Consider the following 25904-nt stretch of genomic DNA (forward strand, 5'->3'; position numbering starts at 1 on the left):
CCTCTTTGTCAAGTATTTTTATTAATTGCTATATGATATATTACAACATCCACTCTCAAACTTAAAGTACTAATTAATCGATTCCTTAAATCAGCTAACAAAAAAAAGGATAAAACAGCTTAATTAGCCATTTTATCCTTCTGCTACTATTTCCAAAAACTAGCTAGCAATTTCTTGAACTTCGCAAATAATGAAGTGTCTTCCTTATGCCTCGTTTGATACATTGTTGCTGTTGTCTCTTTTTGTGGCGTTTCTTGCGTTGGTTGTTCTTTTTCGATCGTATCTGACTTTGGATAGATCGTAAATTCGGTCGCATAATTCCCGTCAGAATCAGTTACTGGCGTGATCACAACGATCGGACTCGCGTTTGTCGCATAGCTTTCTTTTGCTGTCTCTGTGTTGACAACGTAGTAAGCATGATACTTTCCGTCGATCGGCAACGTGACTTCAGTAACTACTTTTAATTGATCACTGTTGAGCTTAGATGCACGTTCAGAGAGTTCTTTTCTTAACGAATCGCCATTACGCAATTATTTTACTTTCTCAGATAGTTCCGTATCAGATTTTTGATCAGTTTCATCATTGATTGAGCTTTCTGCCTTAGAAAATCGTTTTTCTGACGTTTCTTCTGTTTTTTCGGAGCTATCTGTGATTGTTTCTTTTTTAATTTCGCTATCTTTGACATTACTTGACTTGGATTCTTTTGAGACATCGTTCCTTTTAGAACTTTCATTTGTTTGATCAACTTTATCCGTGTCTGTCACTTTTAGCATATCCTCGTCACTTATACCTAATTTTTCTTTGATGATAGAGCTCATAAGATCAGTTACATCATAAACAACGAATTTTGAGTTTGGTACACCTTTCAGATCTGATTCAGAAACACCTAATGTTTTAGAATTATCATCACTGTTGGAAGTATCTGAGTTTGCAGTAACTGTAGCCATCTTACTTCCACCTTTAGCGATAATCTTTTTGATGATCATTTTTTGTTCTTTTAATGTTTGAATCGGATCGTTTTGAGTTTCAGTACTACTATCTTTTGTTTTGTCTTCAGCTTGTGACTTATCTGTTGTCTGATCAACTTTAGCAGTTGAACTACTTCCAGATGGTTTTTCACTCATTTTTGTATTTACTTTCACACTCGAACTTTGTTCAGGCATACCTTTAGTTTTAACTTCGTCAGCTAAAACTAGGCTTGCAGTTGATAATATCGTTGTCGATAACATCAAACTTGCTACTAATTTACTATATTTCATTGCATGTATCCTAATAACTCATAGTCAAAATCTTTGGTAATCTTAACTATCGGCATCATCGGATATTGTTGCTGTTTTTCCAGATTTAGCTTTGTACGGACCACATCTACACTTGAAAACACTTTGTCTACCCGTATTATTGCAGGAATCGGCGTTAAAATATCTTTAGACTGGTAAAAAGTCCAACAAACATTGTCCTTTTCTATTTTGTTGAAATCCGGGTGTCCGCGATATATCTAAAAATCATATTTCATAGTTTCTTGGCCACCTCCCAATAAATAATACCCTTGAATGATCTTATAGCTAGATGCACTACTATCCTTCATTTATATTCCTCTCTCTTTACCACAATACATGGATTAACTTTCCTAAGATCAGTATGCAGATGATCACGCAAGAACCTATGTGCAGCCCCTGCTGTTTCAAATATCAATGGCTCATCGTGATACATCAGACAACTTTGTAGCTTAAACGAAAATATATAATACATTCGTCACCTCACCTATCTTTCCTTTGATATTACACTGCACTACCCCATCACTAAACATATATCTACACCACCCCTGAATAACCCAGGACTATCATAGATATATGTATATGGCAGTTTAGCCCTTTTATCATGACGTGTTCACCTCCAAAAATTCCAACTGATCAACCTGCATATTTGAACTCTGAGTAAACGCTGCTACTACGCGTTTAAGTAGTCCAGTATTTGCATTGATCAATTCGGCTACACTACTTATATAAGCATATTTGTGTTCCTTCTTCTTGCTTATAACACCTATCACAAGAAGTTCAATCAAAAACAATGTGGTACGTCCATTACGCCCTTTGGTACTACTAAATTTGATCTTATTTTTAGCACCTAGGCGCTTTTTGACAACCTTAAAAGATGACAGGCTCATTCCCAAATCTGACGTCAATTCTTTTGCAGTGCACGTCAAATAGGGCTTATCCACTGTACATTTTTTTCGTAGATAAGTTAACAGGTCATCTTCCGTTTCTGAAAAATGACTATTCTTGCATTCTTTCCTAGGCTTTGCGAATTTATACCACCCCTTATAATTATTTTTGAATATATCCTGTTCACTTAGTGAACCACCTACCCATGTTTGTACCAACCGTATTATGTACGCACGCTGAGCTGCTTTGTATTTACCGGAGTATGCACTGTCAATAATTCGTTGCACCTCAGCGTCTCTTAGAGGTTGGTCTAAACGGCTATTGAACTGGTAAAGATTGTATTCACAATTATCCTTCTCTTTACCTGAAGAGAAAAATGCAAGTGCCATTGTCAAAATAGCATTATTACGGCCTAACACCCCCTTCTCACCGTGTATTTGACCACAGTTTAATAATAGATCAAATCAAGGCTCGTCTATCTGTCTTGGCCCACCATTACGTCTTACCAATTGCATATGTGCAGGTTTATTATCCAACCTATCAGATTGTTTGATAGACCAGTTTATCCAGTCGCCTAATGATCGCCGATTATTATCATCAAAATAAAGCACGTTATCCGTTCTTGGTATACGTGCCACACCAAAATGATTGCAACCCATATCTACAGCAAGAAATTCCTCACTATAAACTTTTCTTTCGATAACCTTATAGCTAGACTTATTGGTTACAAATGCAGGTTTGCTAAGTACGTAGTAAACCTGGTAACCCTTTGTTGTTTTTAAAATCAAGGTTTGCATTAGACCTCTATCCAACCCTAACAACAATATATCCGTCCAGTCGAAATTCTTACTATCGATATCGATCACGAACGTATTAACTTGGCGAAGGTTCTTTTCGCTATAACCTTCAACAATTCCATTTCCTTTTTTTCGACCATAACGATAAACATTAGGTGTCCAGTGAGTAAAAGCATCTGTGTTTTCACCTGCTTCTGTTGAAGTTACGATGACACCTCGCCCTACCTTTAGAGCTTCTTTTTCTCTAAAGCAAAAGATAGATCCTTTCATTTTCCCCTTATCGGTTCCTGTAGGTCTTAGATGGCTATTCAAATATTTGAACTCCCTTAGACCGTCGCCTAAAATAGTCCTATAAATATTATCTAACTTGTCCATCCAAGATCATCTCCTCTAAAACAAAAAAACCTATACTACAGGAAACAATCTCATAATATAGGTTTAATATTTTATCTTATTTTTTAGTGGCTTTTTGTTATTTTTTACTCATCGAGGAAAACTAAACGCTTAGGTTAAAATTATCAGTTATTAACTTTGCGCAGATCAACTACATTTAAAACTGGGGTCAAATCTCCCGAGCTATTTCCGACTAAACGTAAAGTCATATTTTGTGGATTTAACTTGATTTGCATAACTTGGTCTAAATACATATCAGAATAGCCCTTAAAGTAGACATCTCCCATGTTAGTGGTAAGTTTTTCTTCGTAATCGTGTAAGTCTTCTGTTTTATCAACGATCACGAGTTGAAACGCTTGATTTAAAGAGCATACACCAACTTTAGAAAATGGCCCTACACCATCATCAAAATCCAGTAAAACTACTGCATTATCATCTGCAAAATAGTCTGTTAATTTTGCTTGTGCTTCATTATCAATTGTTAATTTCATAAAAATCCCTCCTCAATTATTCTAACCTTATTATCCCCGCTTTTTTGCTTTTACACAACTTATATGCTTACAAAAAGTTAGTTTATTATAAATACTGCTTTTTGCTATAATAATGACAAAGAAAATTTTGAAAGGAGTCTTCTGTTTGAGCCTCACAATTTTACCTCATCATGATCAAAAAGGAATCAGCCTAAAAGCCAAACAAACTTTGGTCTTAGACCCAGCCTTTAATGAAGACTACAAAACAACTGACATTTTACTTTTCACGCACCTATCTGCCGACTTACTTACACTTTTAGCCGATAAAAAACGGACCAATCGCGTTTTTTTACCACAAATGTTGCATAAACAACTCCAAAAATTGCAACGAACTCAAGTAATCGAACCACTTTATTGGAATAATATCAAATGTTTTGTCTACGGTTACCCGATTTCTATCGGAGACTTTTTTGTCACTGCCTATTTGAGTGATGATGGACTAAATGGTGCAATCAGTTTGTTGCTTGAATATCATGGTAAAAAAATTGGTTATACGGGACATTTCATCACGCAAGGACTACACAAAAAACGGATCAAAAAATGGAAAAAAGAGCTCCAAAGTAGCCAGCTTGATTTACTGCTATTAGACAGTGCTAACTTACAACAAGCAGCGCGCTTTACAACGAATGCTAAAAAATTCAAACGCTTCTTACAAAATCTTACGCCTGAAGAATTACCAGCCGTTAAGCTATCTTACTTAGCACCAGAAATGATTGTTGATTATCACAATAATGCCCTTAAAAATGGACGTACATTATTACTTGACCAAACTTATGCGACATTAGCTAAACAGCTCTTTCCGTTTGACGATTTTACCGTTGCTACCACAGAAAATCTAGCTCTGGCGGTCGCTCACCCCGATAAGTTTATTTTACAAGCAGGAATTGCCGAAAATAACACAACAATTTATAATAAAGATGAAGTTTTATCACTGAAGCAGTTTACTGGTGACCAAACAACTAGTGAACTAAAAGAATTTGTCCACGTGATCAAACCTCAAAAATGTGTCTTTTTCGGTCTAAACGACTTGGATTTTGCACAAAAAATAACAACATCGCTTACAGTTGAAGAATAGAGGAGAGATTTAAAATGCTTGTAGTTACAACCGAAACTATCCCCGGCAAAAAATATGAAGTTATTGGGACTGCCTTTGGGGTAACAACACAATCACGTAATATTGCTAGTGACTTTGGTGCAGGCCTAAAAAGCATCGTTGGAGGCGAGATCAAAGGCTACACTAAGATGCTGAATAACTCACGTCACGAAGCGATCGAACGTCTCAAAAAAGAAGCTGCTGATATGGGGGCTGACGCTGTGGTAATGATGCGCTTTGACTCTGGTTCGATCAGCGCTGACATGCAATCAGTCGCAGCCTACGGAACGTCCGTAAAGTTTATTGACTAAACTTGCCGACAATTTTATCATAAATAAAAAAGCGCCACGCTCGAAAAATCGAACGTGGCGTTACTTTTGGTTATATAAGTAAAATCAAGCTCATTGCCAAGTTTTGGCACTATATGTGACTACCTTGACATTTTTTGCTCCTGCATCGCGCAAAGCATTGCTAATGATGTATGCTTTGTGTATGATAAATAGCTTTTTTAGTATGTCATCTTAACAATAGACAATACCTTGTTTAGAAATTCTTTTGGAATCTCATCAATCAATTCAAATCCCCTTGACACTAAATCAAGTGTTCTTTCTCTAGCAACACTTGACCTTCAACTTCTAACCCATCCGGAATATCCAAATGTATCGGGAAATCTTTTAATTTAGTTGTAATAGGCACAACTTTAACAAGTCCTGTTAGGCGATTAAAATCATCATTTGATACAATTAACACTGGGCGCATACCATTTTGCTCATGTCCACGTGTCGGATTTAAGTTGGTTTTAACGACTTGACCTTGTCGAAAATGAACTCTCATAGGAAATTATCTCCCCTTCTTTTTTAATTGTCCTTGCAAAGTACGGTCAAGCAACGACAATTATTTAAAAGAATTCTTTTCCTTGAGATTCTCCAAAATCAAATTCAAGATTGTTTTCGTTCTCTTCCAGATATGATTCTACATTAAACCCTTTAAAAAGATCATTTAAATCAGTAATATCTTTTTTTCTACTGGTTTAAGTAGCAAACCACTATCACTAGTTTCTACATCAAATGAAATGAAATGATATTATCACCGAGTTTAGACAATAGTGATTGAGGTAATCTGATGGCTGATGAATTTTCCCATCTTTTTAGTGTAATATTCATCCGAGAGCTTTCCTTTCATGCATTACTAAAATGATCAGTTTACGCAGTAAGTATATACTAAAGTAGATACATTGTGAATAAAAAAGCTCGCAAGACTCGAACTAATAATTATTTGTAACTATACCGCCCTCTGCCAATTGCAACACACTTCAATAATTGTAAACGATTACTTTATTACTGGTTGATTTGATATTGCGAATATAGGAGGGCTCGCTATGGTAGCATCAAAACAAATTGAAAACTATTCCTTATTGGAAAAAATTACCTTACTACTATTATCAGTTTTGATGATCCTTTTACCGCTAGAGTCGATTCTATCAGCTTTTCATTGTAGCTTTGTTTCTATCCATTTTTTTCTAGTTGTATGGTTCTCAACCGTTATTTTATGTTTACTAGTTCGTAAATGGTTATGGTTGCTAGTTGCGCTCGTATTACCTTGGGGAATATTTATGTTTTGTACTTGGTTTTTAGAACCAGCTATTTGGTATTATGGCAAAGAAATATTTGGTTTAAATCTTTATTGAGAGTTCTGTTGTTTAAAAACTTAAATTTCTACAATGTAACAATCTTAACCTAAATAGCCTAATTCCGGAGAAATGCCGCAATTAGGCTATTTAGGATTTCATTTATTTGCTTTTCGACAAATAACTTTCATGACCCTTTCCCAACCAAACCAAAAATCTCGAATATAATAAAGATCTTCTATACTATACCTAGGTTTCTTACCAGAATTTTCCATATAGGCGTATTCAAAAGTGACACTATTTATCTTATATATTTTTGCCATTAATACTTCCCCTTAATCAATTTTTTAGCTAACTTAGTTTAATAAAAAAGACGCCAGACTGGCGCCTAGGAAAAGCTAACAGGATTTACACCTGAATCCAGCCATACCAAAAGATAAAACAGTTTTTTTCGCAATCACACTTAAAAAGAAATCATTTTATTTATAAAAAATAGGTTCCCCTAACTTAGGAGAACCCATTTCAGCTCTAAACAAATGCTTTGATCAGATAAATGATCCATAGATGGATCGGATAGAAATAGTAAAAGAAGTATTTCTCAGCTTTACTACCATTCCCGCCTCGTTTGCCATTATAAAGCCAAATCAAAGGAACTACCGCAATCATCATAAACTCACTATCGTAGCTTAAATATTCATATAGTGAAGCTGATGCAGTTGCACCACTACTGTAATTCATCCAGGCCTTTAATAACAACAAGAGACACCAAATCGCAGTCGCTAACAGCATTGGATTTTTCTTACCATACTTACGTCCAATAAAAAAGATCAAGGCCAGTGGGTAAAGATACATCCCACCTTCTAAGAAAAGAAACATCAAAAGCGAACTTAAAACAAAAGTTACACTGGAAAGTGGTCGCTTATGCTTCTTTAAAATATTATCCAATGACCACATCATTATTAATTGCATCGCTAAGGTCAAGAAAATATTATGAGGACCTAAGAACAAATAATAATTAGGCTGATGGGTAATGGGATTGATATAATCTTTGGTCAATAAGTTATAGATGATATTTCCCACACCAACGACGGCTGCTCCCAGTAATAAGCGATTTAAATATTTACGCTTATTTCTAGTATGAAAATATCCTTCTACCAGTAAGAAAGAAAATGTTGGTGCCACAAACCTTCCCAAAAAGTTGACCCATAACGGCCAATGCATTTGTGCCCCTAAATAGGTGTTGACGTGATCGACCAACATAAAAAACATCGCTAATACTTTTAACTGATAACCAGTTAATCCTTTTTTTACTAAATTCATCTCTTTTCCTTTCAAATTTTATTATCGTTCAACTAGGCGATAATAAACACGCGCAGTTAGTTGATACACAATATAATACAGGATACTAAAAATCAACGCAACCACGATCGTAACAAGCAAGAATAATTGCCAGTTAGTGATTCCAAACAATATCAACATTTTTTTGATCAATGGGAAAGCAAAGGCTACGTGGATCAATGCCATTATTAATGGAAAGGCAAAGACCATCATGATCTGACTGTGGATCACACGTTTCACTTCTTGATCATCCATCCCAACTTTTTGTAAGATAACAAATTGTTCCCGATCATCCATTCCTTCAGAAACTTGTTTGTAATAGATGATCAATGCAGTTGCTAGTAAAAAAGCGGTCCCTAAAATGATCCCGATGAAGAAAAAGCCACCATCAAATAATTTGATACTTTCACGATAGCTGTCCTTTGCTTCAAAAACATATCCGCTTTGTCCGCTAGCAGCTAAAGCCTTACTTAAGCCACGAATAAATGCTTTTCTTTTCGCTTCATTTTTGAGCGAGAAATTAAAGTTAAATTGATAGGCGGGGTCTTTATACGACACCATTTCTTTGGTTGAATACCATTTATTTAATAAACTATCAATTTGACTTTGATCTTTAACGATAACTAAATAAAGGGGTACAGGAGTAGTGCTCAAATTCCCCAAGGCAGAAACAGCATCCTCATTTAATTGCTCTGTCACGTTAAACTTAGTCCCACTCAGGTTTAATATCTGTCCTTGATATTTACTATCGGTGGTATAAAGTAAGATATCATTTTTGGATTTTAAGGCTAGTTTACTGCCAGTAGCTTGCTGATAATCAGCCAAACTCATTAGTGTCACATCGACTGCTTTATCAATTTTTTTAGTTGTAAATTCAATGCGATTTGAAACTTTTAAGCCATTATTTTCAGTCGTGAAAAGTAATGGTTGCGTTGATTTTACTTCTTGCAGATCAGTTAATTTAACATTTTCTTTAGCAGCATAGTCTGTTGCAGCTTTTTTTACTTCATTCAATGGTGACCTTGAAGAAATCATAATTTCGCGCGGAAAATTTTGGTTTACTTGATCATTTGAACCAAAGAATAAACCTGCTGTGGTTGCAACAGTTACTAAGACCATGGTCGATAACACACAAATGCTGGCTAAACCGACCGCATTTTGTTTCATGCGATAAATCATTCCCGAAACAGGGATAAAATGTTTTACATTGTAATAATACTTTTCATTTTTGCGAAGTAGCTTTAAGATAACGATACTTCCTGCCATAAATAATAAGTACGTGCCCACAACAACTAACAAAACCGCTGTGAAAAAGTTCATGATCGCCGATACTGGTGATTGAATGGTCAATGCGATCCAATAGCCCCAAACAAGTGCAACTACGCCCACAATCGCTAAGAGCCAATTAGCTTTAGGTTCTTTTTCACCTTTTTGCTTGGCATGCAATAATTCGATCGGATCACTTTTGAAAATACTAATGACACTGATCAAATATAACCAAAGATAGAGTCCAACAATGATTATTACCACACTTAATAAAATTGTTGGCTGGATCGAAAAACTAAATTCGTTGCCGACTCCCAATAATTTTTTAATGATCAAGTAGGCTAGGCGTGAAAAGATCACCCCAGTTAAGAGTCCAGCTACCAAAGTTACTACTAGTGAAAATAAATTTTCAAAAAAGTTTAATTTATAGAGTTCTCTTTTACCTAACCCTAAAACATTATATAAACCAAATTCTTTTTTACGTTGCTTATTTAAAATATTGCCTGTATATGTCGCAAAAATCACCGAAAAAATTAAAATAACAACTGAACCAAAACCAAATAATTGTGTAATTGCTTCGGCACCGCGAAGTTTTGCTAAACCAGGATCATTTGCTACGAGTAACATTAACGTATTAAGTGCCGCTAAAAAGATCATTGATAAAATAAAAGGGACAAATGCTTGTTTATTTTTGCGAATATTTTGTTGTGCTAGTTTTGCAAAAAACATGACCTTTCCCTCCTAACGTGGCAACAATGAAGTCATTGTCAGATTTATTTTTTCTAAAAAGGTCTTATCATCCATTTCTCCCCGATATAATTGATGATAGACGATCCCATCTTTGATGAATAACACCCGTTTAGCGCGACTAGCTGCAAGAGAACTGTGCGTTACCATCAAAATTGTTTGACCATTTTCGTTAATTTTTTCAAAGATATCAAGTAATTGTTCAGATGTTTTTGAATCCAAAGCCCCAGTCGGTTCATCGGCTAGCAATAATTCTGGTTCGGTAATGATCGCCCGCGCAACAGCTACACGTTGTTTTTGACCACCGGATAATTCATAAGGATATTTTTCTAATAAAACTGTGATCTCTAATTTTTCTGCAAGCTCACCTAATTTTTGCTTAGCTTCATTGATATTTTTCTTGGAAAGAACTAACGGCAATAAAATATTATCCTTGACCGAGATCGTATCTAATAAATTGAAATCTTGAAACACAAACCCTAAGTGTTCCCGTCTAAAAGCAGCAGCCTCTCTTTCTTTGATGCTGGTTAGATCATTTCCTGCCAATTGGATCTTACCTGAAGTTGGTTTATCTAAAGTTGCGATCATATTTAGTAAAGTACTTTTACCTGACCCAGATTCCCCCATGATCGCAGTATATTCGCCTTCTTTTACTTCTAGCTGAATATCTTTTAAAGCTTCAACTTGAACACCTTTAAAACGACTTTGATAAACTTTTCTTGCATGTTCAATTTTTAATAAGTCTTTCATTTTAGTAACGCTCCTTTATCTTTTCTTGATAAATTAAGCATACCAGGTATTTTTTTCCCGTTCTACTTACGAAATAAGCACCAACCTTACAAAATCGTAAGGTTGGTGCTTATTTTTAGCCTAAAGTTAAAGTAACAATTTATTAATTCTGTTGTGGGAAAGTTATCCCGACTGTTGTTCCGTGATCGACCTTTGAAGTTACCGTTAGTTCACAACCCAGTTTAGCTGCTACTTGTTTTGATAAATATAAGCCTAGCCCACTAGCACGTTTGTCTTGCCGACCGTTATAGCCGGTAAAGCCCTTTTCAAAAATTCGTGGTAAATCTTCTGCTTTGATACCGATGCCTGTATCAGAGATCTGTAGTTTGCCTGCTACTACACCAACTTTGATCGTACCGGTCTTAGTATATTTGATTGCATTAAAAATCACTTGTTCTAAAATAAAGGTCAACCACTTACTATCAGTAGTCACCTGCAAATCAAGCTCACCAAATTCGAGCCTTAAGTTTTTTTGTGCAAAAAAGAGCGCATATTTTTTTAAGACTTGTTTGACCAATTGTTCTAAATTGACCTTTTCAAATACCAAATCTGAATTATCCAATTGTTGGCGTAAATAATTTAACATTAATTCAAGATATTCATTGATCTTAAAAATCTCAGCACGCATTTGTTCATTATTTTGTGCCTGACACAGTAGATCTAAAGCAAACACGGGCGTCTTTATTTGATGTAACCAGATGCCAAAATCAGCTAACATTTCTTGTTTTTTTAATCGTTCATTTTCTTGCTCATCTAGGAGTTTATCGGCTAAATTTATCGCTATTTGTTGATATAAAGCTTCAAGTTGATCTTGCCTAGGTGGGAGTAATTCTTTAGAAAAATTTTCAAGCAAAAGTTGTAGCTGTTTTATCTTTTTATGCCACTTACTAAAAGAAAAAATAAAATAACTGCCAATAAGTAAAAGGCTAAACAAAATAGTATCTAAAAAAATCGGCCAGGCTTGGTCGTATAAAAAAAGTGTCATTTCTTCAAGTAATAACAATAACACCCATATCAAATAGATCGCCCGATGTGCCCTAAAGTAAGCCGTTAAAGCCTTAATCTTTTGTTTCATCTTCGATCAAATATCCTTTCCCTTTAACCGTTTGGATCAGATCCGTGATGCCGATCGAAGCTAATTTTTTTCGAATTCGCGTAATATTAACGGCTAAAGTATTGCTGTCAATAAAATCATCGGCTTGCCATAAAGCTTCAACCATCTGTGTTTTAGAGACAACTTGGCCTCGTTCACGTAATAAGATTACCATGATCTTCGTCTCATTAGGTGAAAGATTAACCAATGATTCACCATTAGTGATCTTATTTTCTTCGGGTTCAAAAACAAACTCACCTAAATGATAAAGTGGCGTATTATTTTCTTGATTATATTGGTAGCTACGACGCAATAAAGCTTGGATCTTTGCGACCAAAACATTTAAATCAAAGGGTTTAACGATAAAATCATCGGCGCCTAAGTTCATTGCCATGATCTGATTCATTTGTTCAGCCGCCGATGAAATAAAAATGATCGGCACATTTGAATGCTTACGCAATTCCTGACACCAATAAAAGCCATTATAGTAAGGAAGCGAAATGTCTAAGAGCACAATTGCTGGCTTGTTTTGCAAAAACTCTTGTAAAATATTTTGAAAATCACCCACAAGTTGACATTTTAGCCCCCAAGCAGTTAATTTTTCACTGATAACTTGCGTGATCGTCTCATCATCTTCAACTAGAAATACTTTTTGTTCATCCATCCTAGTACCTCACTTTATTTTACGTGAAATCGTAACTAGCAAGCCAATCGACAAGAGCACACTAATAAAAATAATGATCAGCCAACTAAATTGACTATCCTTTAGGGGTAATAAAACATTCATCCCAAAAAAGCCAGTAACGATCGTAGGGACCGTCAAAAGTAGCGACCAGATCGTCAATAAACGCATCGTGTCGTTTAAGTTATTATTTAGCAAATTATTATATGTACTAGAAATTTGCTCTAGAATCTGTTCCGATAAATTAGCCATTGCCACCAGCTGATCTGCTTCGATCTCAACATCTTCAAGTTGCTCTTGTTCATCATCATTTAAACTATGATAAAGCGATAGTTTCTTTAATTGTGACAGCAATAAAGAGTTTTGTTGCGTGGCATTGACTAGATAGACCAACCCCATGCCTAAATCAGACAAGGCTAATAAATTTCGGTTAGTGGTCTTGGTTTTTAACGTTTCTGTTAAAGCTGTTCTTCTTTTATCAACATCTTTGATGACAGGAAAAAAAGCATCCACGATAAAGTACAGCGTTTTAAAGATCAAACTTGGACGCGTCACTTGAGGCTTACGCTTGATCAAACCTTTGATAAACTCGTTTATGTAACTCGTTTGCGCCGTAGTGAAGCTATAAATATAATTCTTAGTAGCAATAAACGCTACCGGGGCTGTTTCGTAGTTATCACTGTATTTTTTGATCACGTTAAAGACAAGCAAAAACACATCAGCATCATCGTCGTATTCAACGTGGGCATTTTCATTTTCATCCAAAGCATAACTTAAGAGTTCTTCGGTCAATTTATGTTCGCGCATAAGTTGAGCGATCATGGCCTGATTGTCTTTTTGAACATCGATCCAGGTATAATCTTGATTAGGACTAAAAATCATTCTTTCACTCATTGAAAATTTCCTTTCTACAGCTAGCTATTTTAAAGCTCTAATGATTCAATAAATCCATTTTACCACGTGTTTTTCTCAAAAATAGTTCTTAAATCAAAATTTCTAGGTTCTTGTGCAAAATTTTACTTTTCAACAAAATAAGCCCCCTTAAATTTAGGGGGCTTGGTTTACTCTTGATTACAATAGTTGGGCAACATCTTGCCTAATTTTTTGTAAAAAAGTACTTCGCGTTTGGTTATTACTTTGTTTGATCTTACCAAAATTGATCCAGTGCGTCTTCTTGGCGCCAACACCTTTTAGCGTCAAATTCAAAAATACTTTTTGGATACTGTTGCCATCAAAGTATTTTAAATACCATGTTGGTGACTTAGAAGTTGTGATCGCCAGACATTTATTAAATGCCAATTTTCCTTTGATTCCCGTACTAGTATCTTCGTAGGCAAAGTTATTTAACATCACTTTGTCGATAAAACCTTTTAAGATAGCCGGTAAGCTGTACCACCAGACTGGAAAAATAAAAATCAAGACATCTGATGCTTGGATTCTCTTTTGATAGGCTTTAACTTTAGGATCTACTGCTACTCCGCTTGAAAACATACTCAATTCTTCATTTGAATAAACTGGATCAAAATTATCACGATACAGATCAATGACTTCATATTCGCAATTTTGCGCACTCAATTCAGCTGTTACACTTTCTAAAATCGCATGATTGAAACTGCCGGTATAAGGATGCGCATAAATAACGGTTACTTTGTTAGCCATATTATCACCTCAATTATCTGTGTGCGTTATTCCTAAAGTATAGGTTTGGACCATACTTCTAATATATCCTGCTAAAATTTTATCTTTCTCGGTAGTATCAAGTGAATCAACAATTCCTGCTAAACCGCTGATATATGACCATAAATTGACGATATGTGGGGTATAATTTTGTTTGATCCCACAACCATTTAGATACTTGATAACTTCTTGTTTAAAAAGCTCAAAGCTATTTTTCTCATGAAAATGTTTCAGATGGGTGTCAGTTTCTAAAATGATGTGACGTTCAAAGCCACTATAAAACAAAAATTCAAAATAATGTGGGTACTCTTGGGAAAACTTAACAAATCTCAACCCCATGCAAATCAAATTTTCTTTTGGGTCTTTTTTCAAATTAGCTTTTAACCCAGTAGCTAAAAAATCATAAAATATCTCAGAGACATTAAGTAATAAGTTTTCCATTAAGGAAACTTTATTATTAAAATGACGGTAGATTGAGGGCGTACTGACCCCACAAGCTTTAGCAATATCTTTTAATTCAACTGCTTTAAAGCCCTTTTTATCAATAATTTTTAGTCCTTGTTTGATGATCTCATTTTTTAAATCTCCATGGTGAAAGCCACGCTTCTCGCTCATTTTATTTCTCCCTAAACTGTAAGATTGCTACTAAAGTAAAAACTACTGTAGCCAGCAATAATATAAATATTATCTGATTATTTGTCAATGTGTACCCTAGCCAGTCAACTTGGATACCCATTGATAATTTTAAATCATCAATTCTGGCAGAACTATCACCTTGTGTGATCGCCGCTAGTGGTTTTTCCGTTAAAATGCTTCGAATTTGGGCCACCCCATAAGTTGGTGGAAAAAGTTTCATAATAACTTGAACAAATTGTGGTAGGGCTCCGATCGGTAGATATATTCCTGCTAAAAATCCCGTCAAGGTGCCGACAATTGTCGAAACAGAACTAAAAGCAGCTACCGACTTAACAAAATTAACAAGTAAAAAAGTCAAACTTGTTGATGATAAAATATTTAAACTAATGTAAAGGATCAGTTTTGGCACCTGCGTTAGCGTAAGTAATTCATAGCCAAAAAGTCTCATTAGCAACCACCAAAGGAAAAAAACGATCGTGATAACTATTCCACTGATTATCCAGGCAGCGATAATATAACTAACAACAATCTTAAACTTTGAGATTGGTGTGACTAAAAAGCTCGTCAAAATTTTGCTTTCTTCATCTTGCACTTTTACCCCAAATAAGCCTAACGAGATCGTTACCGAGCTAACGACTACGATCCCTGATAAGACCCAAGAATTTACAAAAAGAAAATTTCCCGTTTGCTTGCCGATCGTACTACTGATCACGGATTCAAGGTAGTTTCCTAAGAATAGTACATATAAAGCAATGATCACAAAAATCGCCACAAAAGAAGAGATCACAGTCCCTTTATCACGCAGATAGATCTTTAGATGTCTGCTAATCATAAATATTTCCTCCATTTTGCTTAATCAGATTCAAAAAGGCGTCATCTAGATCACCCTTAAAAAACTCAAATGAATCAAGTGATGTCTCTGCTTTTTGCAAAATAGTGTGCACTTCTTTAAGCGAAGTTCCGACCAATTTTAGCTTTTCTCCTTCTTTTGTGAAGTCAAACTTTTCTTTTGCCAGCACCGATTCTAGTTCTGAAATTTTGCCTTTCTTAGCATACAGGTAGAAACGATCGCTCGAATATTGTGTTTGTAACTCATTTGCGGTTCCTTTAGCGATAATTTTGCCCTGATCGATAACTTCGATCAAATCTGAATTTCTAGCCTCATCTAAATAATGAGTCGTTAAAAAGACAGTCATCCCTAACCTTTGTTTTAGATCCCATATGATCTCCCAAACCCGCTGACGCGATTCTGGATCAAGACCTGTTGTTGGTTCATCTAATAGTAATAATTGAGGTTGATGAAAAATCGCCCGGGCAATTTCGACACGCCGTTTTTGTCCCCCAGAAAGCGTACCGAAGCGCTGATTTAAATAATTTTTGAAGTCTAAATAGTCAGCTAACTGGGTCAACTTTTTTTGAAAGCTTTCACCTGTGATTCCGTATAAACTTGCCCTAAACAAAAGGTTTTCCTTAACTGTCAACAAGTCATCTAAGACATTTTGCTGATAAACGATCCCAATTTTTTCCCGAATAGTTTGCTTGTCTTGGGCTACATTGAGTCCATCAACATATACTTCACCAGTTGTACTTTTCAAAACTGTACAAATAATATTGATCGTCGTCGATTTCCCGGCACCGTTTGTTCCTAAAAAGGTAAAAAGGCTTCCCTTCGATACTGTAAAACTAATCTTATCTACCACTGTTTTTCCGTTGTATTTTTTGGTCAAATTTTTAACTTCGATCATGTTTTCCATTTTATTCCCCCTAACATGCTTCAACGATCCAAAAGCAATACGTTGCGCATTGTTCAACATACACTTTCAAATATCGGCTTATTGCCTCATTTTGTTTTACCACCACAAAAAATGTATTACCCTCAATAAAAACTTCGATCGTTTTAGGATCGTAGCTTAACCCACTTCCCAAAAGTTTACCCACACATTCTTTCAAACACCAATATTTTTCCCAAAAATATGTTTTGGTCATTGGCTGGCGGTGTAGATGGGTAAGCTCTCTTTTGGTAAAACAATAATTCAATAACGCTGAAATTTGAACTCGATCTGCAAATGGCGTCTCTAGATCAATTCCCAATTTATGGTTAGAAACTGCCACTGCAACTAGGGGATAGGCATATGAAATACTAAGCTCAAGTTTTAATTTATGCCCTTGATAATAAACTGCTGGTTTGCCCGTACTTCCATGAGCATTTAAGATCTCAAGTTGTGCGAGCTTTATTTTAGTCGTAAATGTTTTTGCAACTAATTTCTTTAGCAAAAATCGGGCTAAAACTAACATCTTACGGCGTTTTAAAGAACGTTGCCGCAAAAATTTTTGCTTTTCTTTAGTCGAAAGTAAGGTAACCATCTGGGTCAATTGGCGCTCAGAAAAATCTGTTACTTTTTTCAAGCTATATTTACACCGAGGAGACGTTACGCTTCTACCCACTAATATCATGATCAACGACACTTCCAATTTTTGACAATTGCATTTCATTGATCGAAAAAACTAATTCATTTTCTCGAAAGACATAGCCGTTATAAACGACCGTATCGCCCTGTTCACCGACCTTTTCAACAAAAGCATCCAGTGTTTCTCCGCTGTTGAATTCAGCATACTTAGTTGCTTCAGAAATGTAGGTCGGTACGATCGTAGAGCCATTTTGATAAAATTCATTTAATAACATCAAGCGTCCGACATTATCGATCAAAATAGGATTTATTTGGGTCGTTACTTTAGTCGGCAATGCAAATACATTACTTTCGTCCGTAACCTTTACTTTAGCTTGCGTACATTTACCGGTATCATCCGCTTTGACGGCCGAAATATTTTGGAAATTCTTTCCAAAACTAATATTTGCTTTTCCTTTAGCATAATATGTCTCAATGTCTAAAGCTTTATCCCACGACCGTGTGTGCAATTTTTGATATATTTTTGCTGTTTCTGGCGGATTTACTTTGCGCCCCAATTCGATCGTTCCGGCTGAATTAAAAATATTATCTTGGATAATTATGCCGTCATCATTTTTAAAATCAGATTTCAAAGTTACTTTGACCGTCATTTTTTCGGCTGTTTGTTTTACCATTTCTGCGGTCAACGATAATTTCACCGTACGCTTCGGAAAAACTTTGATAAATCTAGTAAATCTAAAATTAACGATTTTAGTCGGAATCAAATCTTTATTTAAAATTTTCGCCCATAGTAAAGCCAATTCAGCAGCACTTTCAACGTGAAACACGCCAGCTAAGACACTTACATTTTTTACTAAGTGCTCTTTTAAATGGAGATCCTTGCTTAAAGTCAACTCTTTTTTGGCTATGATCTTTGTATCATCGATTTTTTTTACTAATTCTAGCATCGGAAAATTAGCTACTTCACTGATTTTCCCGTTAGTTTGCACTAAGGGAACACTTGGGGATGCTAGATTTTCTTTTAATTGACCTAAAGGCAGATTCTTTTCACCTAGATTTTTAAATAAAAGGATTTCATTTTCTCCGCTGTAACATAAAGTTTCTTCTAAAAAGCGTTGTGTGCCTTCAGCCAATGAAATATAAGATAATCCTCGTTCATACATTTGAACCTTTTTAACGTCTTCGTTGGTCGCCATCCCCACTTCATCCCAAGCAGGCCAACCAATAACTACACTCTTCGTGTCTGACAAATGATTTATGTTAGCCGACATTTTAACCAATAAATCGGCAGCTGCTGAGTAATCAACTTGTCCATCCATCCCAAATCGGCCACTGATCGAGCCCATGTGAACAACAAATTTAGGTGCATTTTTAGCAATAAATAATTGATACAATAAAAAGGTCGTTTTAGCTTTGACTTTGACAACATTTAATGCCGCCTGTTCATTTTTTGTATTTACCTTTCCAAAAGATGGTAATCCTGCGCCGTTAATGATCCCACTAAGAGTAATTTGTTGTTTTTCAAGATATTTCTTTAGGGCTAAGACGTCATTTTCAGCGGAAAAATCACACCGTACATATTCAAACTCCAATCCTAGATCTTTTAACGCCACTAAGTTTTCATAAAGTTTACGGGCGTTTTTTAACCGTTCATACTTAAATGAAATTTCAACGACCGTAAGTTCAGGATGAGCCTTTTTTTGCTCCAACATAAATTTAGGACGGTAATTTTCAAATTCAGCTTCAGATAACTTGATAAATTCTTCGTCTCCAGTTGGTAAATCCGTACGCCCGGTCAAAATAAGGCGGGCTTTAGTACTCAAGGCTAATTTTTTAGCACACTCATACGTGATTCCCCGACCACCACCAGTTACTAAAACAGTTTCTGACTCGCGCAAAGTGATTTTAGTGCCACTTCTTTGCGTGGTTGCTTTTTCTTTTGAAATCGGCCGGGTAACGACTCCTTTTCTGATTCCGGCCACCATCCCGATTTCAAGCAATTCACCATAGGATGAAAATTCTTGTAAAAGTAACTCAATTGCGTTTGGCGTGATGTTTCCAGCACCTAGATCAACTACTTTAGCAATAAATGGGCGTAATTCTTTTTCTAACGCTTTAACAAAGCCTGCCGTCAAGGCACCTAATGGATTAAGTGCGCCAGAATGTTCAACCCCAAAACATTTTCCAATATTGACCGCACTAAAATATGCACTATTTTTATTTTGGCTTAGTTGTTCATAGGCTAACTTACTGGTATAAAACAGCCCATTATAAATTTTAGTAACTTCATCTTCCCAAACTGACGCTTGCTGATAATCTTGTAACGTGGAAAATTTGGTCAATCCCTGTAAATTGATGATACAATCAAGTTTACCTAACTTTTGTAGAGCTTCATTTATTGTCTGTTTTAAGTTTGCTACAGCTAAAAAGTCATGTTCTTTAGGCGAGATCAAAACAACGTTATTCGTTTTTTGTAAAGCCGTAAACATTTTTTGGCCTAATTTACCATCAAGCGAGTCACCAATAAGTAAAATATTTTTTTGATGCAACTCGTATTGTTTTTCTTGGTCACGATTGTAATCAACTGTCTGAGCAGAATAACGTTTCATTTTATAAAAATCTGGTGACTGAAATTTAAGTTCCCATTTGGATGCAGGGGTTGGTTTTTCCTGCTTTTCCTGCTCGGATAAGATCAAGTCTGCAATCGTTGCAATGTTACGCACCGTTGTTAACTCAAGTGTTCCAGCATCGAAGCGATATTTTTCACCTATTGCTGCCATAAGTGAGGCTTGCTTGACCGAGTCGATCCCTAGATCTGCTTCTAAGTCAGCATTATCTTCTAAAAGTTCAAGTGGGTAACCAGTCTTTTGACTAATTATTGTTTTAATATCAACTAAGACATCATTCGAATCCAAATTTTTCTTGGCAGAAATTGGGTCAGCGCTTGGAGTTGGTGCTTTTTCTAGTAAAGTTGCAATCTCTTTGATCGTTTTAGGTGCTACTTCAATTTCTTTAACTGGATACAGATTTTGTAGTTCTGCTAAAATTTCGGCTTGTTTGACCGAATCGATCCCTAAGTCAGCTTCTAAATCACTCTCTGTTTCCAATAATTCTAAGGGATAACCGGTTTTATCACTGATGATCTCTTTTACTTTATCAATGTCTGAATTTAACTCAGCTTTTGGTGGTGTAGTTTCAGCTGTTGGCTCATTTTCCTTAGCAAGTACCGCTACAATGTCTTTGATCGTTTTTGGTAAAGGTGAAGTCAGCTCTGGCATCTCAATTTTTGCTTGCAGGGCTGCCATAATTTCAGCTTGTTTGACCGAATCGATCCCCAAATCAGCCTCTAAATCAGCTTCAGGGTCTAACAACTCGAGCGGATACCCCGTCTTATCACTAATGAGTTGTTTAACTAACACCTCACTATCAGCTGATTTTACGGATTCTTTAGGTGTTTGTTCTGACTTAAAAAGTTCGTTAAAAGACTGATGATTACTCTTTGTCTTATTATTGACCGCATTAACGATCTCACTTTGCGTTTGCTTTGATAAAGCTAACGCCAAACCCATGTCTTCACTATGCGATTTTCTTGTGGCAATAACATCAGTGATCACCTGGATGGGATAACCGGTGTAAGCATGGATCACCTCATATACGGGAGAAGTTTGGATCGTTATCTTTTTATTCATCACTAGTTTCACCTCAGCTTTTTTTAAAGATATAAGATCAGCTTCCTTTTTTGCATTTAAATTAACACAAGTAACGTCAGCATCAGCTAGTATTTCTTCGACCAAATTAGTCAAAATCATACTGCAACCGCATTCGATAAAGCGTTGTCCCGCAAAATCAGCGTGCAACTCTTTGATGATCTGCACAAAAGAAAATGGCGTCACTAATTGCTTAGCTAAGATCTCTGGCATTTGTGCTACGTCATTTACCGAATATAATCGTGATAAAATAGATGAATATACTGGTATCGTAGGCGCATTAAAGGTAATATTTTTAAGACTATTAGCGTAAACACTGACACTATCTTGCAGTAACGTTGAATGAAAAGGATAAGGTACCGGTAAAATTAAGGTACTCAACTGTTGCGTGCGACAAAATTCTTGTAGAGCATGGATATCTTTTTTTCTACCAGAAATTATGAGTTGTGACTCTGAATTAACGATTGCTATCTCTAATTGGGGGTGATCATTTAAATAAGCTGTTAGCTTTTCTTTAGTGCCCGCAAGTTTGATCGACAGCATGTACCCTTGATTTTTGGGTTTCAATACTTCAAGTGACTTAGCACGGTGAAAAGCGATACTTAGTGCGTCTTTAAAGGTGATCATTCCAGCTGCTCTTAAAGCTGAAATTTCCCCCAAACTATGTCCCACAACATAATCAGGTGTGATATTGAATCTTTCTGTTAAAATGCGATAAAAAACTTCATTAGCTAGAATAATAGCTGGTTGCATCAAGGTCGGAAGCGTATTGATATCTTTGGTTGCAAGTCTTTCATACAACTGTTCTCCGGTAAGCTGTTCATAATATTTCTCAGCTTCGTTGATGATCTCAGCTACTAAAGGATCACTGTTCTTAAGACTAGTCAACATTCCTACATATTGTGATCCATGTCCCGGAAACGTCACCACTGTTTTTCCTTTGAACTCTTTTTTTAGAAAAATACCATTTTTTTCCAAAAGTTTGATTTGAGTCGGTGCTAAACTCTGAACCATATTTCTTCCCCCCTTTTTTAAGCAATGAGACCATGCTTTTGAAATACTTCAGCAATTTTTTGGAGCGCAAAATCGATATCTTCTTGACTTAAAGCTGCTGTGATCGTTGCGCGCAAACGACTTTCATTTTTAGGAACAGCCGGAAAAATAGCGGTAGCAATGTAAACACCTTTAGCCAAAAGTTCTTTAGTGATCTCCATATTTTTTTGATCATCACCCACATAGATCGGAACGATCGGCGAGCAACTGTCCATCGTACTTAACCCTAATTTTTGTAGACCGTGACGGAAACGAATCGTATTTTCCCATAATTTCTCTTGACGCCACGGTTCTTTTTTCAGTACTTTTAAGGCAGCTAAAGTTCCTGCAACGGTTGCTGGCGGTAAACTTGCATTAAAGATATATTGATGCGCATTATGGCGAATATATTCTGCGGTCTTTCTGTCAGTTGCAATACACCCGCCGACATTAGCTAATGATTTGCTAAAAGTTGTCATTCTTAAATGGACTTTATCACTGACATTTTTTAAATCGGCGACTCCACAACTATTTTCACCAATAAATCCAAATGAATGAGCTTCATCGACCAATAGACTTGCATCATATTTTTCTGACAAATTAACGATTTCATCTAATGGGGCTAAATCCCCTTCCATCGAATATACTCCCTCTACAACAATCAGTTTTTGCTTGAACTGTGAGCTATTTTTCAAAATGTACTCTAATTTTTCTAAATTATTATGTTGAAAAATTCTGACCTGAGCATTTGTTAAAGCAATACCATCAACGATACTCATATGATTATATTGATCAGTGATAATAATGGTCTCATCGTCAGCTAGCGCAGAAATCACGGCTAAATTTGCAAGATACCCTGCACTCAATACCACTGCATCTTCTGTGTGGAAAAATTCTGCACAGGCTTTTTCTAATTGAACATGTAACTCAGTTGTGCCGTTATGCAACCGCGCCCCACATGTTCCTGTTCCATATTTTTCAAGGGCTGTTTTAGCGGCAACTATGACTTCAGGATGTGTGGCTAAATCAAGATAATTATTTGATGTCAAAACAACTACCTTAGCATCCCCGATCGTTGCTTTTCCACGTTGGGCCGAAGAAAAATGTGGTTCAAATACATATGCGCCACTTTCTTTTCCCTGAATAATATATTCCGCTTCAGGGGCTATTTTTGCCACTAATCCTTTATTTTTAACCATTTTCGCCATTATTAAACACACTCCTTACTAACCTTAATTTTTTGACTAGTTCTGTTTCATCCCGATAAACGATCGCTATTTCTGCTTCTGGATCAAAACTACTGTTCACACTGGCTTTAAGTAATTCCTCAACTGAGAGCTCACATAGTCTTTGTTTTGATGTTGTAAAAATGGCTAACTCGCTTACTTCAGCATCCGCGGACACAACTACCAATGATTCATCTCTTTCAAGTTTTTCTAAGAATGTAAGTGCCCCACTAGCACCAGCATAGGTTGCATTTTCTGCCGTGATCTTGATTTTTTTACCGATTTGTTTGCTAAACTTCCCAAGCACTTTACTTGTAGGCGAGACAGCCGTTACTTTTTTGATCACAAAGAAATACGCTCCTGTTTTAGTAGCCATACTTGTTGTTTTTAAAAGTTCGCCGTATTCTTTCATACTATTTCCGTTAACGCCCCCAACAATGACCACATCATTTTCATCATTGATCAAACTCAATAAAGCTTGGTTTAAAGCCACTTCAAAAGATTGGGGACCACGATCATACACCGCATTACTTCCCTGCAAATTATGGTAATTGGACACTCGACTGGCGACGATATTATCCATAAAGCCTGGCAAGGTATCTTCTTTGACCGCCTCAAAATTTTGTTTAAATACTTGCTCAACTTTGGCTAATTTAGCTGATGCTTGTGTGCCCAATAGTTGTTGCATAATATTGGTATATTCGGTCGTTCTGATACGTAAATCAGTATAATAAGCATTTTGTAGCCCCATATTACTCCCCACATAGACACCTACTTTGGTTTTATCCTCAGTTTTGGCTAAACCATTTTCAATTGCTTCTGTGGCAGCAATCAAAGCAATTTGTTGAGCATAGTCAATTTTATTTAAAATTTTTGGTGGGATTTTGTATTTTATAAAGGGAAAATTAAAATTCTGGTCTGTTTTGTGCTCTTTTCGATGTGCGTATGAATGATATGTACTATCAAACGAACCTACTCCTGTTATGGCAAATTCATATGTTTTCTTCTCATTTGAACATGACGCTAATTTTTTATCATGATACGCGGGCAGATATTCTTCAACTAGTAGATTTCCATTAATTCCCCCAAACCCAAAAGCATTAACTAACGCCCGCTTAGGTACGCCTGCTTTAGTTTCCCAGGGAATTAATTTGGTATTGACTTCAAGGTAATCACGAGCTAATGCTTTAGCTTGATTTGAAAATTCAGTAAAATGATGCGTTGGCGGAAATTGACCATGCTCCATTGCTTTTAAAACTTTGATCAGGTTAGCCATACCCGCGGCAGAAAATGAGTGCCCAATTTGTGATTTTATCGAGCCAATGCGCAACTTACGCGTCATTTCAACTTCTTGACAAAGTTTTACCAACGACTCTAATTCCACAAGATCTCCTACAGGTGTCCCCGTTGCATGCATTTCAACGTAATCAATTTCGTTCATTTTAAGTCCTGCGCGTACAAGCGATTTTTTCATCGCTAAATATTGTCCCGAGGTACTAGGAGCATAAATCGATTGACCACTTCCATCACTAGCGACCCCACTTCCACTGATCACGCCTAAGATCTTATTACCGTCTTTTTTAGCTTGCGAAAGTCGTTTAATAACGATCGTTCCAGCACCTTCACCAGGAGTCAAACCATCATTACTGCGGTCAAGTGGCTTTGATTTGGTATGAGATAAGCCACCAATTTTTGAAAATGCAACATTGCCTGTGACCCCCATATTGCCTAAAACACCGGTCACAATACATAAATCAGCTTCGTTACTATGTAATAACTTGATTCCTTCTTCTACCGCAAGTAAACTTCCAGCACACGCGCCGTCAACAATAAAAGAGTTTTCAGCTAATGCTAGTAATTCTGAAAGATCAGTCACCAATTTACTCGGAAACAAGTCATTATCGGAATTAAAGGTACCAAATTTTTGTTTTAACTTTTTCACAAAAGCTGCTTTTAGCTTAGAATTATCATCAGCTGGCAGAGCTAATTCTTGCTCCAATAGCTTGAAATATTTTTCACCATATACGCTTAAAAAGTAATCACAAATATCTAAATCGCCCAACATATTACCGATAATCAGATTACTCTTTGAAATATCTTTTAAGGTGAGACCACCCTTTTCCAACGCCTGCAAAATAGTGAATAATACCATTTTTTGTGTTCTATTTAGCTGGGTCAGTTTTTGCTTTTCAAGCTTAAAACTTGCAAGATAACTATCTAGCTCAATATTTTTATCTAGGTATGCACTCTCCTTACAGTAAGTTTTATCTTCTCGCTGTTCATCGCTGTCAAAATAACTCTCTTTACTCCATACATCATCAGTGACTTCTCTAATCCCCGCAACACCGCTTTTAATGTTTTCCCAAAAAACATCAGCAGAATTGGCATTTGGGGGATACAAGACACCATAGCCAACGATTGCAACTGGTTCACATTTCATATTAATCCTCCTTTAATGTTAATTTCATTAACATTATACCATAGAATTTTTTTTAAACAACTATTTTCCCTAGCAAATTACTGTTACTATGAATTTGTAAGCGCACGCTAAAATTTTTAAACATAAAAATAGACAGTAAGATGCTTATCTTTGTATACTCATTTTCTGAAAAAGAATGTTACTACTTTCATGCCACAAGAATGCTCTCGTATTTGCCCCCCGATATATTCCTTGTAATTCTTAGCAAGGGTAGAAAAAAAG

The 25904-nt window shown here is 36.1% G+C and carries 24 protein-coding genes; 3 read left to right on the top strand and 21 right to left on the bottom strand.

Annotated features, from left to right (window positions below; all coding sequences use genetic code 11):
- Positions 1-146 precede the first annotated feature (146 nt).
- The 5 genes from FC32_RS08390 to FC32_RS08410 all read right to left on the bottom strand — a co-directional run bounded on the left by FC32_RS08390 (position 147) and on the right by FC32_RS08410 (position 3843).
- A complete protein-coding gene (locus FC32_RS08390; RefSeq protein WP_025087652.1) occupies positions 147-530 on the bottom strand; it encodes a pilin N-terminal domain-containing protein in 384 nt (127 codons plus the stop codon).
- Positions 531-1259, bottom strand: a complete 729-nt coding sequence (locus tag FC32_RS08395) for a hypothetical protein (RefSeq protein ID WP_025087653.1) — start codon at positions 1257-1259, stop codon at positions 531-533.
- Positions 1260-1876: 617 nt separating this feature from the next.
- Positions 1877-2581, bottom strand: a complete 705-nt coding sequence (locus FC32_RS08400; protein WP_162150523.1) for a primase C-terminal domain-containing protein — start codon at positions 2579-2581, stop codon at positions 1877-1879.
- 45 nt (positions 2582-2626) lie between these two features.
- Positions 2627-3334 (bottom strand): hypothetical protein, encoded by a 708-nt coding sequence (locus FC32_RS08405; RefSeq protein ID WP_051533669.1) that lies wholly within the window; start codon positions 3332-3334, stop codon positions 2627-2629.
- 143 nt (positions 3335-3477) lie between these two features.
- Positions 3478-3843 carry an iron-sulfur cluster biosynthesis family protein gene (locus tag FC32_RS08410; RefSeq protein ID WP_025087654.1) on the bottom strand — a complete coding sequence of 122 codons (366 nt, stop codon included), beginning with the start codon at positions 3841-3843 and terminating at the stop codon, positions 3478-3480.
- 145 nt (positions 3844-3988) lie between these two features.
- Between FC32_RS08410 and FC32_RS08415 the strand changes: the two genes are divergently transcribed.
- Entirely contained in the window at positions 3989-4957 is a 969-nt protein-coding gene (locus FC32_RS08415; protein WP_025087655.1) for an MBL fold metallo-hydrolase, read from the top strand.
- A gap of 14 nt (positions 4958-4971) precedes the next feature.
- Positions 4972-5286 carry a heavy metal-binding domain-containing protein gene (locus FC32_RS08420; protein ID WP_025087656.1) on the top strand — a complete coding sequence of 105 codons (315 nt, stop codon included), beginning with the start codon at positions 4972-4974 and terminating at the stop codon, positions 5284-5286.
- Between the two features lie 280 nt (positions 5287-5566).
- Here FC32_RS08420 and FC32_RS08425 read toward each other — a convergent pair whose 3' ends face one another.
- Positions 5567-5809 (bottom strand): type II toxin-antitoxin system PemK/MazF family toxin, encoded by a 243-nt coding sequence (locus FC32_RS08425; protein WP_235722577.1) that lies wholly within the window; start codon positions 5807-5809, stop codon positions 5567-5569.
- Positions 5810-6353: 544 nt separating this feature from the next.
- Between FC32_RS08425 and FC32_RS08430 the strand changes: the two genes are divergently transcribed.
- A complete protein-coding gene (locus FC32_RS08430; protein WP_025087657.1) occupies positions 6354-6662 on the top strand; it encodes a hypothetical protein in 309 nt (102 codons plus the stop codon).
- 98 nt (positions 6663-6760) lie between these two features.
- Here the strand turns inward: FC32_RS08430 and FC32_RS10610 are convergent, their stop codons facing one another.
- From FC32_RS10610 to FC32_RS08500, 15 genes are all read right to left on the bottom strand, one after another.
- On the bottom strand, positions 6761-6925 hold the full coding sequence (locus FC32_RS10610; protein WP_155891486.1) for a hypothetical protein: 165 nt from the start codon (positions 6923-6925) through the stop codon (positions 6761-6763).
- Positions 6926-7130: 205 nt separating this feature from the next.
- Complete coding sequence (locus tag FC32_RS08435; protein WP_025087658.1) at positions 7131-7922, bottom strand: TraX family protein; 792 nt, start codon at positions 7920-7922, stop codon at positions 7131-7133.
- A gap of 21 nt (positions 7923-7943) precedes the next feature.
- Positions 7944-9935, bottom strand: a complete 1992-nt coding sequence (locus FC32_RS08440; RefSeq protein ID WP_025087659.1) for an ABC transporter permease — start codon at positions 9933-9935, stop codon at positions 7944-7946.
- Between the two features lie 12 nt (positions 9936-9947).
- Positions 9948-10703, bottom strand: a complete 756-nt coding sequence (locus FC32_RS08445; RefSeq protein ID WP_056957387.1) for an ABC transporter ATP-binding protein — start codon at positions 10701-10703, stop codon at positions 9948-9950.
- A 142-nt stretch (positions 10704-10845) separates the two neighbouring features.
- Positions 10846-11817 carry a sensor histidine kinase gene (locus tag FC32_RS08450; RefSeq protein WP_051533670.1) on the bottom strand — a complete coding sequence of 324 codons (972 nt, stop codon included), beginning with the start codon at positions 11815-11817 and terminating at the stop codon, positions 10846-10848.
- Positions 11801-12499 carry a response regulator transcription factor gene (locus FC32_RS08455; protein WP_025087661.1) on the bottom strand — a complete coding sequence of 233 codons (699 nt, stop codon included), beginning with the start codon at positions 12497-12499 and terminating at the stop codon, positions 11801-11803. The genes FC32_RS08450 and FC32_RS08455 overlap by 17 nt, the downstream gene beginning before the upstream one ends.
- Before the next feature lie 9 nt (positions 12500-12508).
- On the bottom strand, positions 12509-13411 hold the full coding sequence (locus FC32_RS08460; RefSeq protein ID WP_025087662.1) for a magnesium transporter CorA family protein: 903 nt from the start codon (positions 13409-13411) through the stop codon (positions 12509-12511).
- A 177-nt stretch (positions 13412-13588) separates the two neighbouring features.
- Positions 13589-14176 carry an NAD(P)H-dependent oxidoreductase gene (locus FC32_RS08465; protein WP_025087663.1) on the bottom strand — a complete coding sequence of 196 codons (588 nt, stop codon included), beginning with the start codon at positions 14174-14176 and terminating at the stop codon, positions 13589-13591.
- 9 nt (positions 14177-14185) lie between these two features.
- Positions 14186-14809 (bottom strand): TetR/AcrR family transcriptional regulator, encoded by a 624-nt coding sequence (locus tag FC32_RS08470; RefSeq protein ID WP_025087664.1) that lies wholly within the window; start codon positions 14807-14809, stop codon positions 14186-14188.
- 1 nt (position 14810) lies between these two features.
- Positions 14811-15662, bottom strand: a complete 852-nt coding sequence (locus FC32_RS08475) for an ABC transporter permease (protein WP_025087665.1) — start codon at positions 15660-15662, stop codon at positions 14811-14813.
- On the bottom strand, positions 15655-16584 hold the full coding sequence (locus FC32_RS08480) for an ABC transporter ATP-binding protein (RefSeq protein WP_035460092.1): 930 nt from the start codon (positions 16582-16584) through the stop codon (positions 15655-15657). The genes FC32_RS08475 and FC32_RS08480 overlap by 8 nt, the downstream gene beginning before the upstream one ends.
- A gap of 10 nt (positions 16585-16594) precedes the next feature.
- Positions 16595-17236, bottom strand: coding sequence for a 4'-phosphopantetheinyl transferase family protein (locus FC32_RS08485; protein WP_025087667.1), 642 nt, complete (start codon positions 17234-17236; stop codon positions 16595-16597).
- 31 nt (positions 17237-17267) lie between these two features.
- Positions 17268-21959: an SDR family NAD(P)-dependent oxidoreductase gene (locus FC32_RS08490; protein ID WP_056957389.1), complete on the bottom strand. Its 4692-nt coding sequence runs from the start codon at positions 21957-21959 to the stop codon at positions 17268-17270.
- Between the two features lie 17 nt (positions 21960-21976).
- Positions 21977-23185 (bottom strand): aminotransferase class I/II-fold pyridoxal phosphate-dependent enzyme, encoded by a 1209-nt coding sequence (locus FC32_RS08495; protein ID WP_235722580.1) that lies wholly within the window; start codon positions 23183-23185, stop codon positions 21977-21979.
- Positions 23169-25643 (bottom strand): beta-ketoacyl synthase N-terminal-like domain-containing protein, encoded by a 2475-nt coding sequence (locus tag FC32_RS08500; RefSeq protein WP_025087671.1) that lies wholly within the window; start codon positions 25641-25643, stop codon positions 23169-23171. The genes FC32_RS08495 and FC32_RS08500 overlap by 17 nt, the downstream gene beginning before the upstream one ends.
- Between the last annotated feature and the right edge of the window lie 261 nt (positions 25644-25904).

It is taken from the genome of Ligilactobacillus apodemi DSM 16634 = JCM 16172 (genome assembly GCF_001434405.1).
Classification (GTDB): domain Bacteria; phylum Bacillota; class Bacilli; order Lactobacillales; family Lactobacillaceae; genus Ligilactobacillus; species Ligilactobacillus apodemi.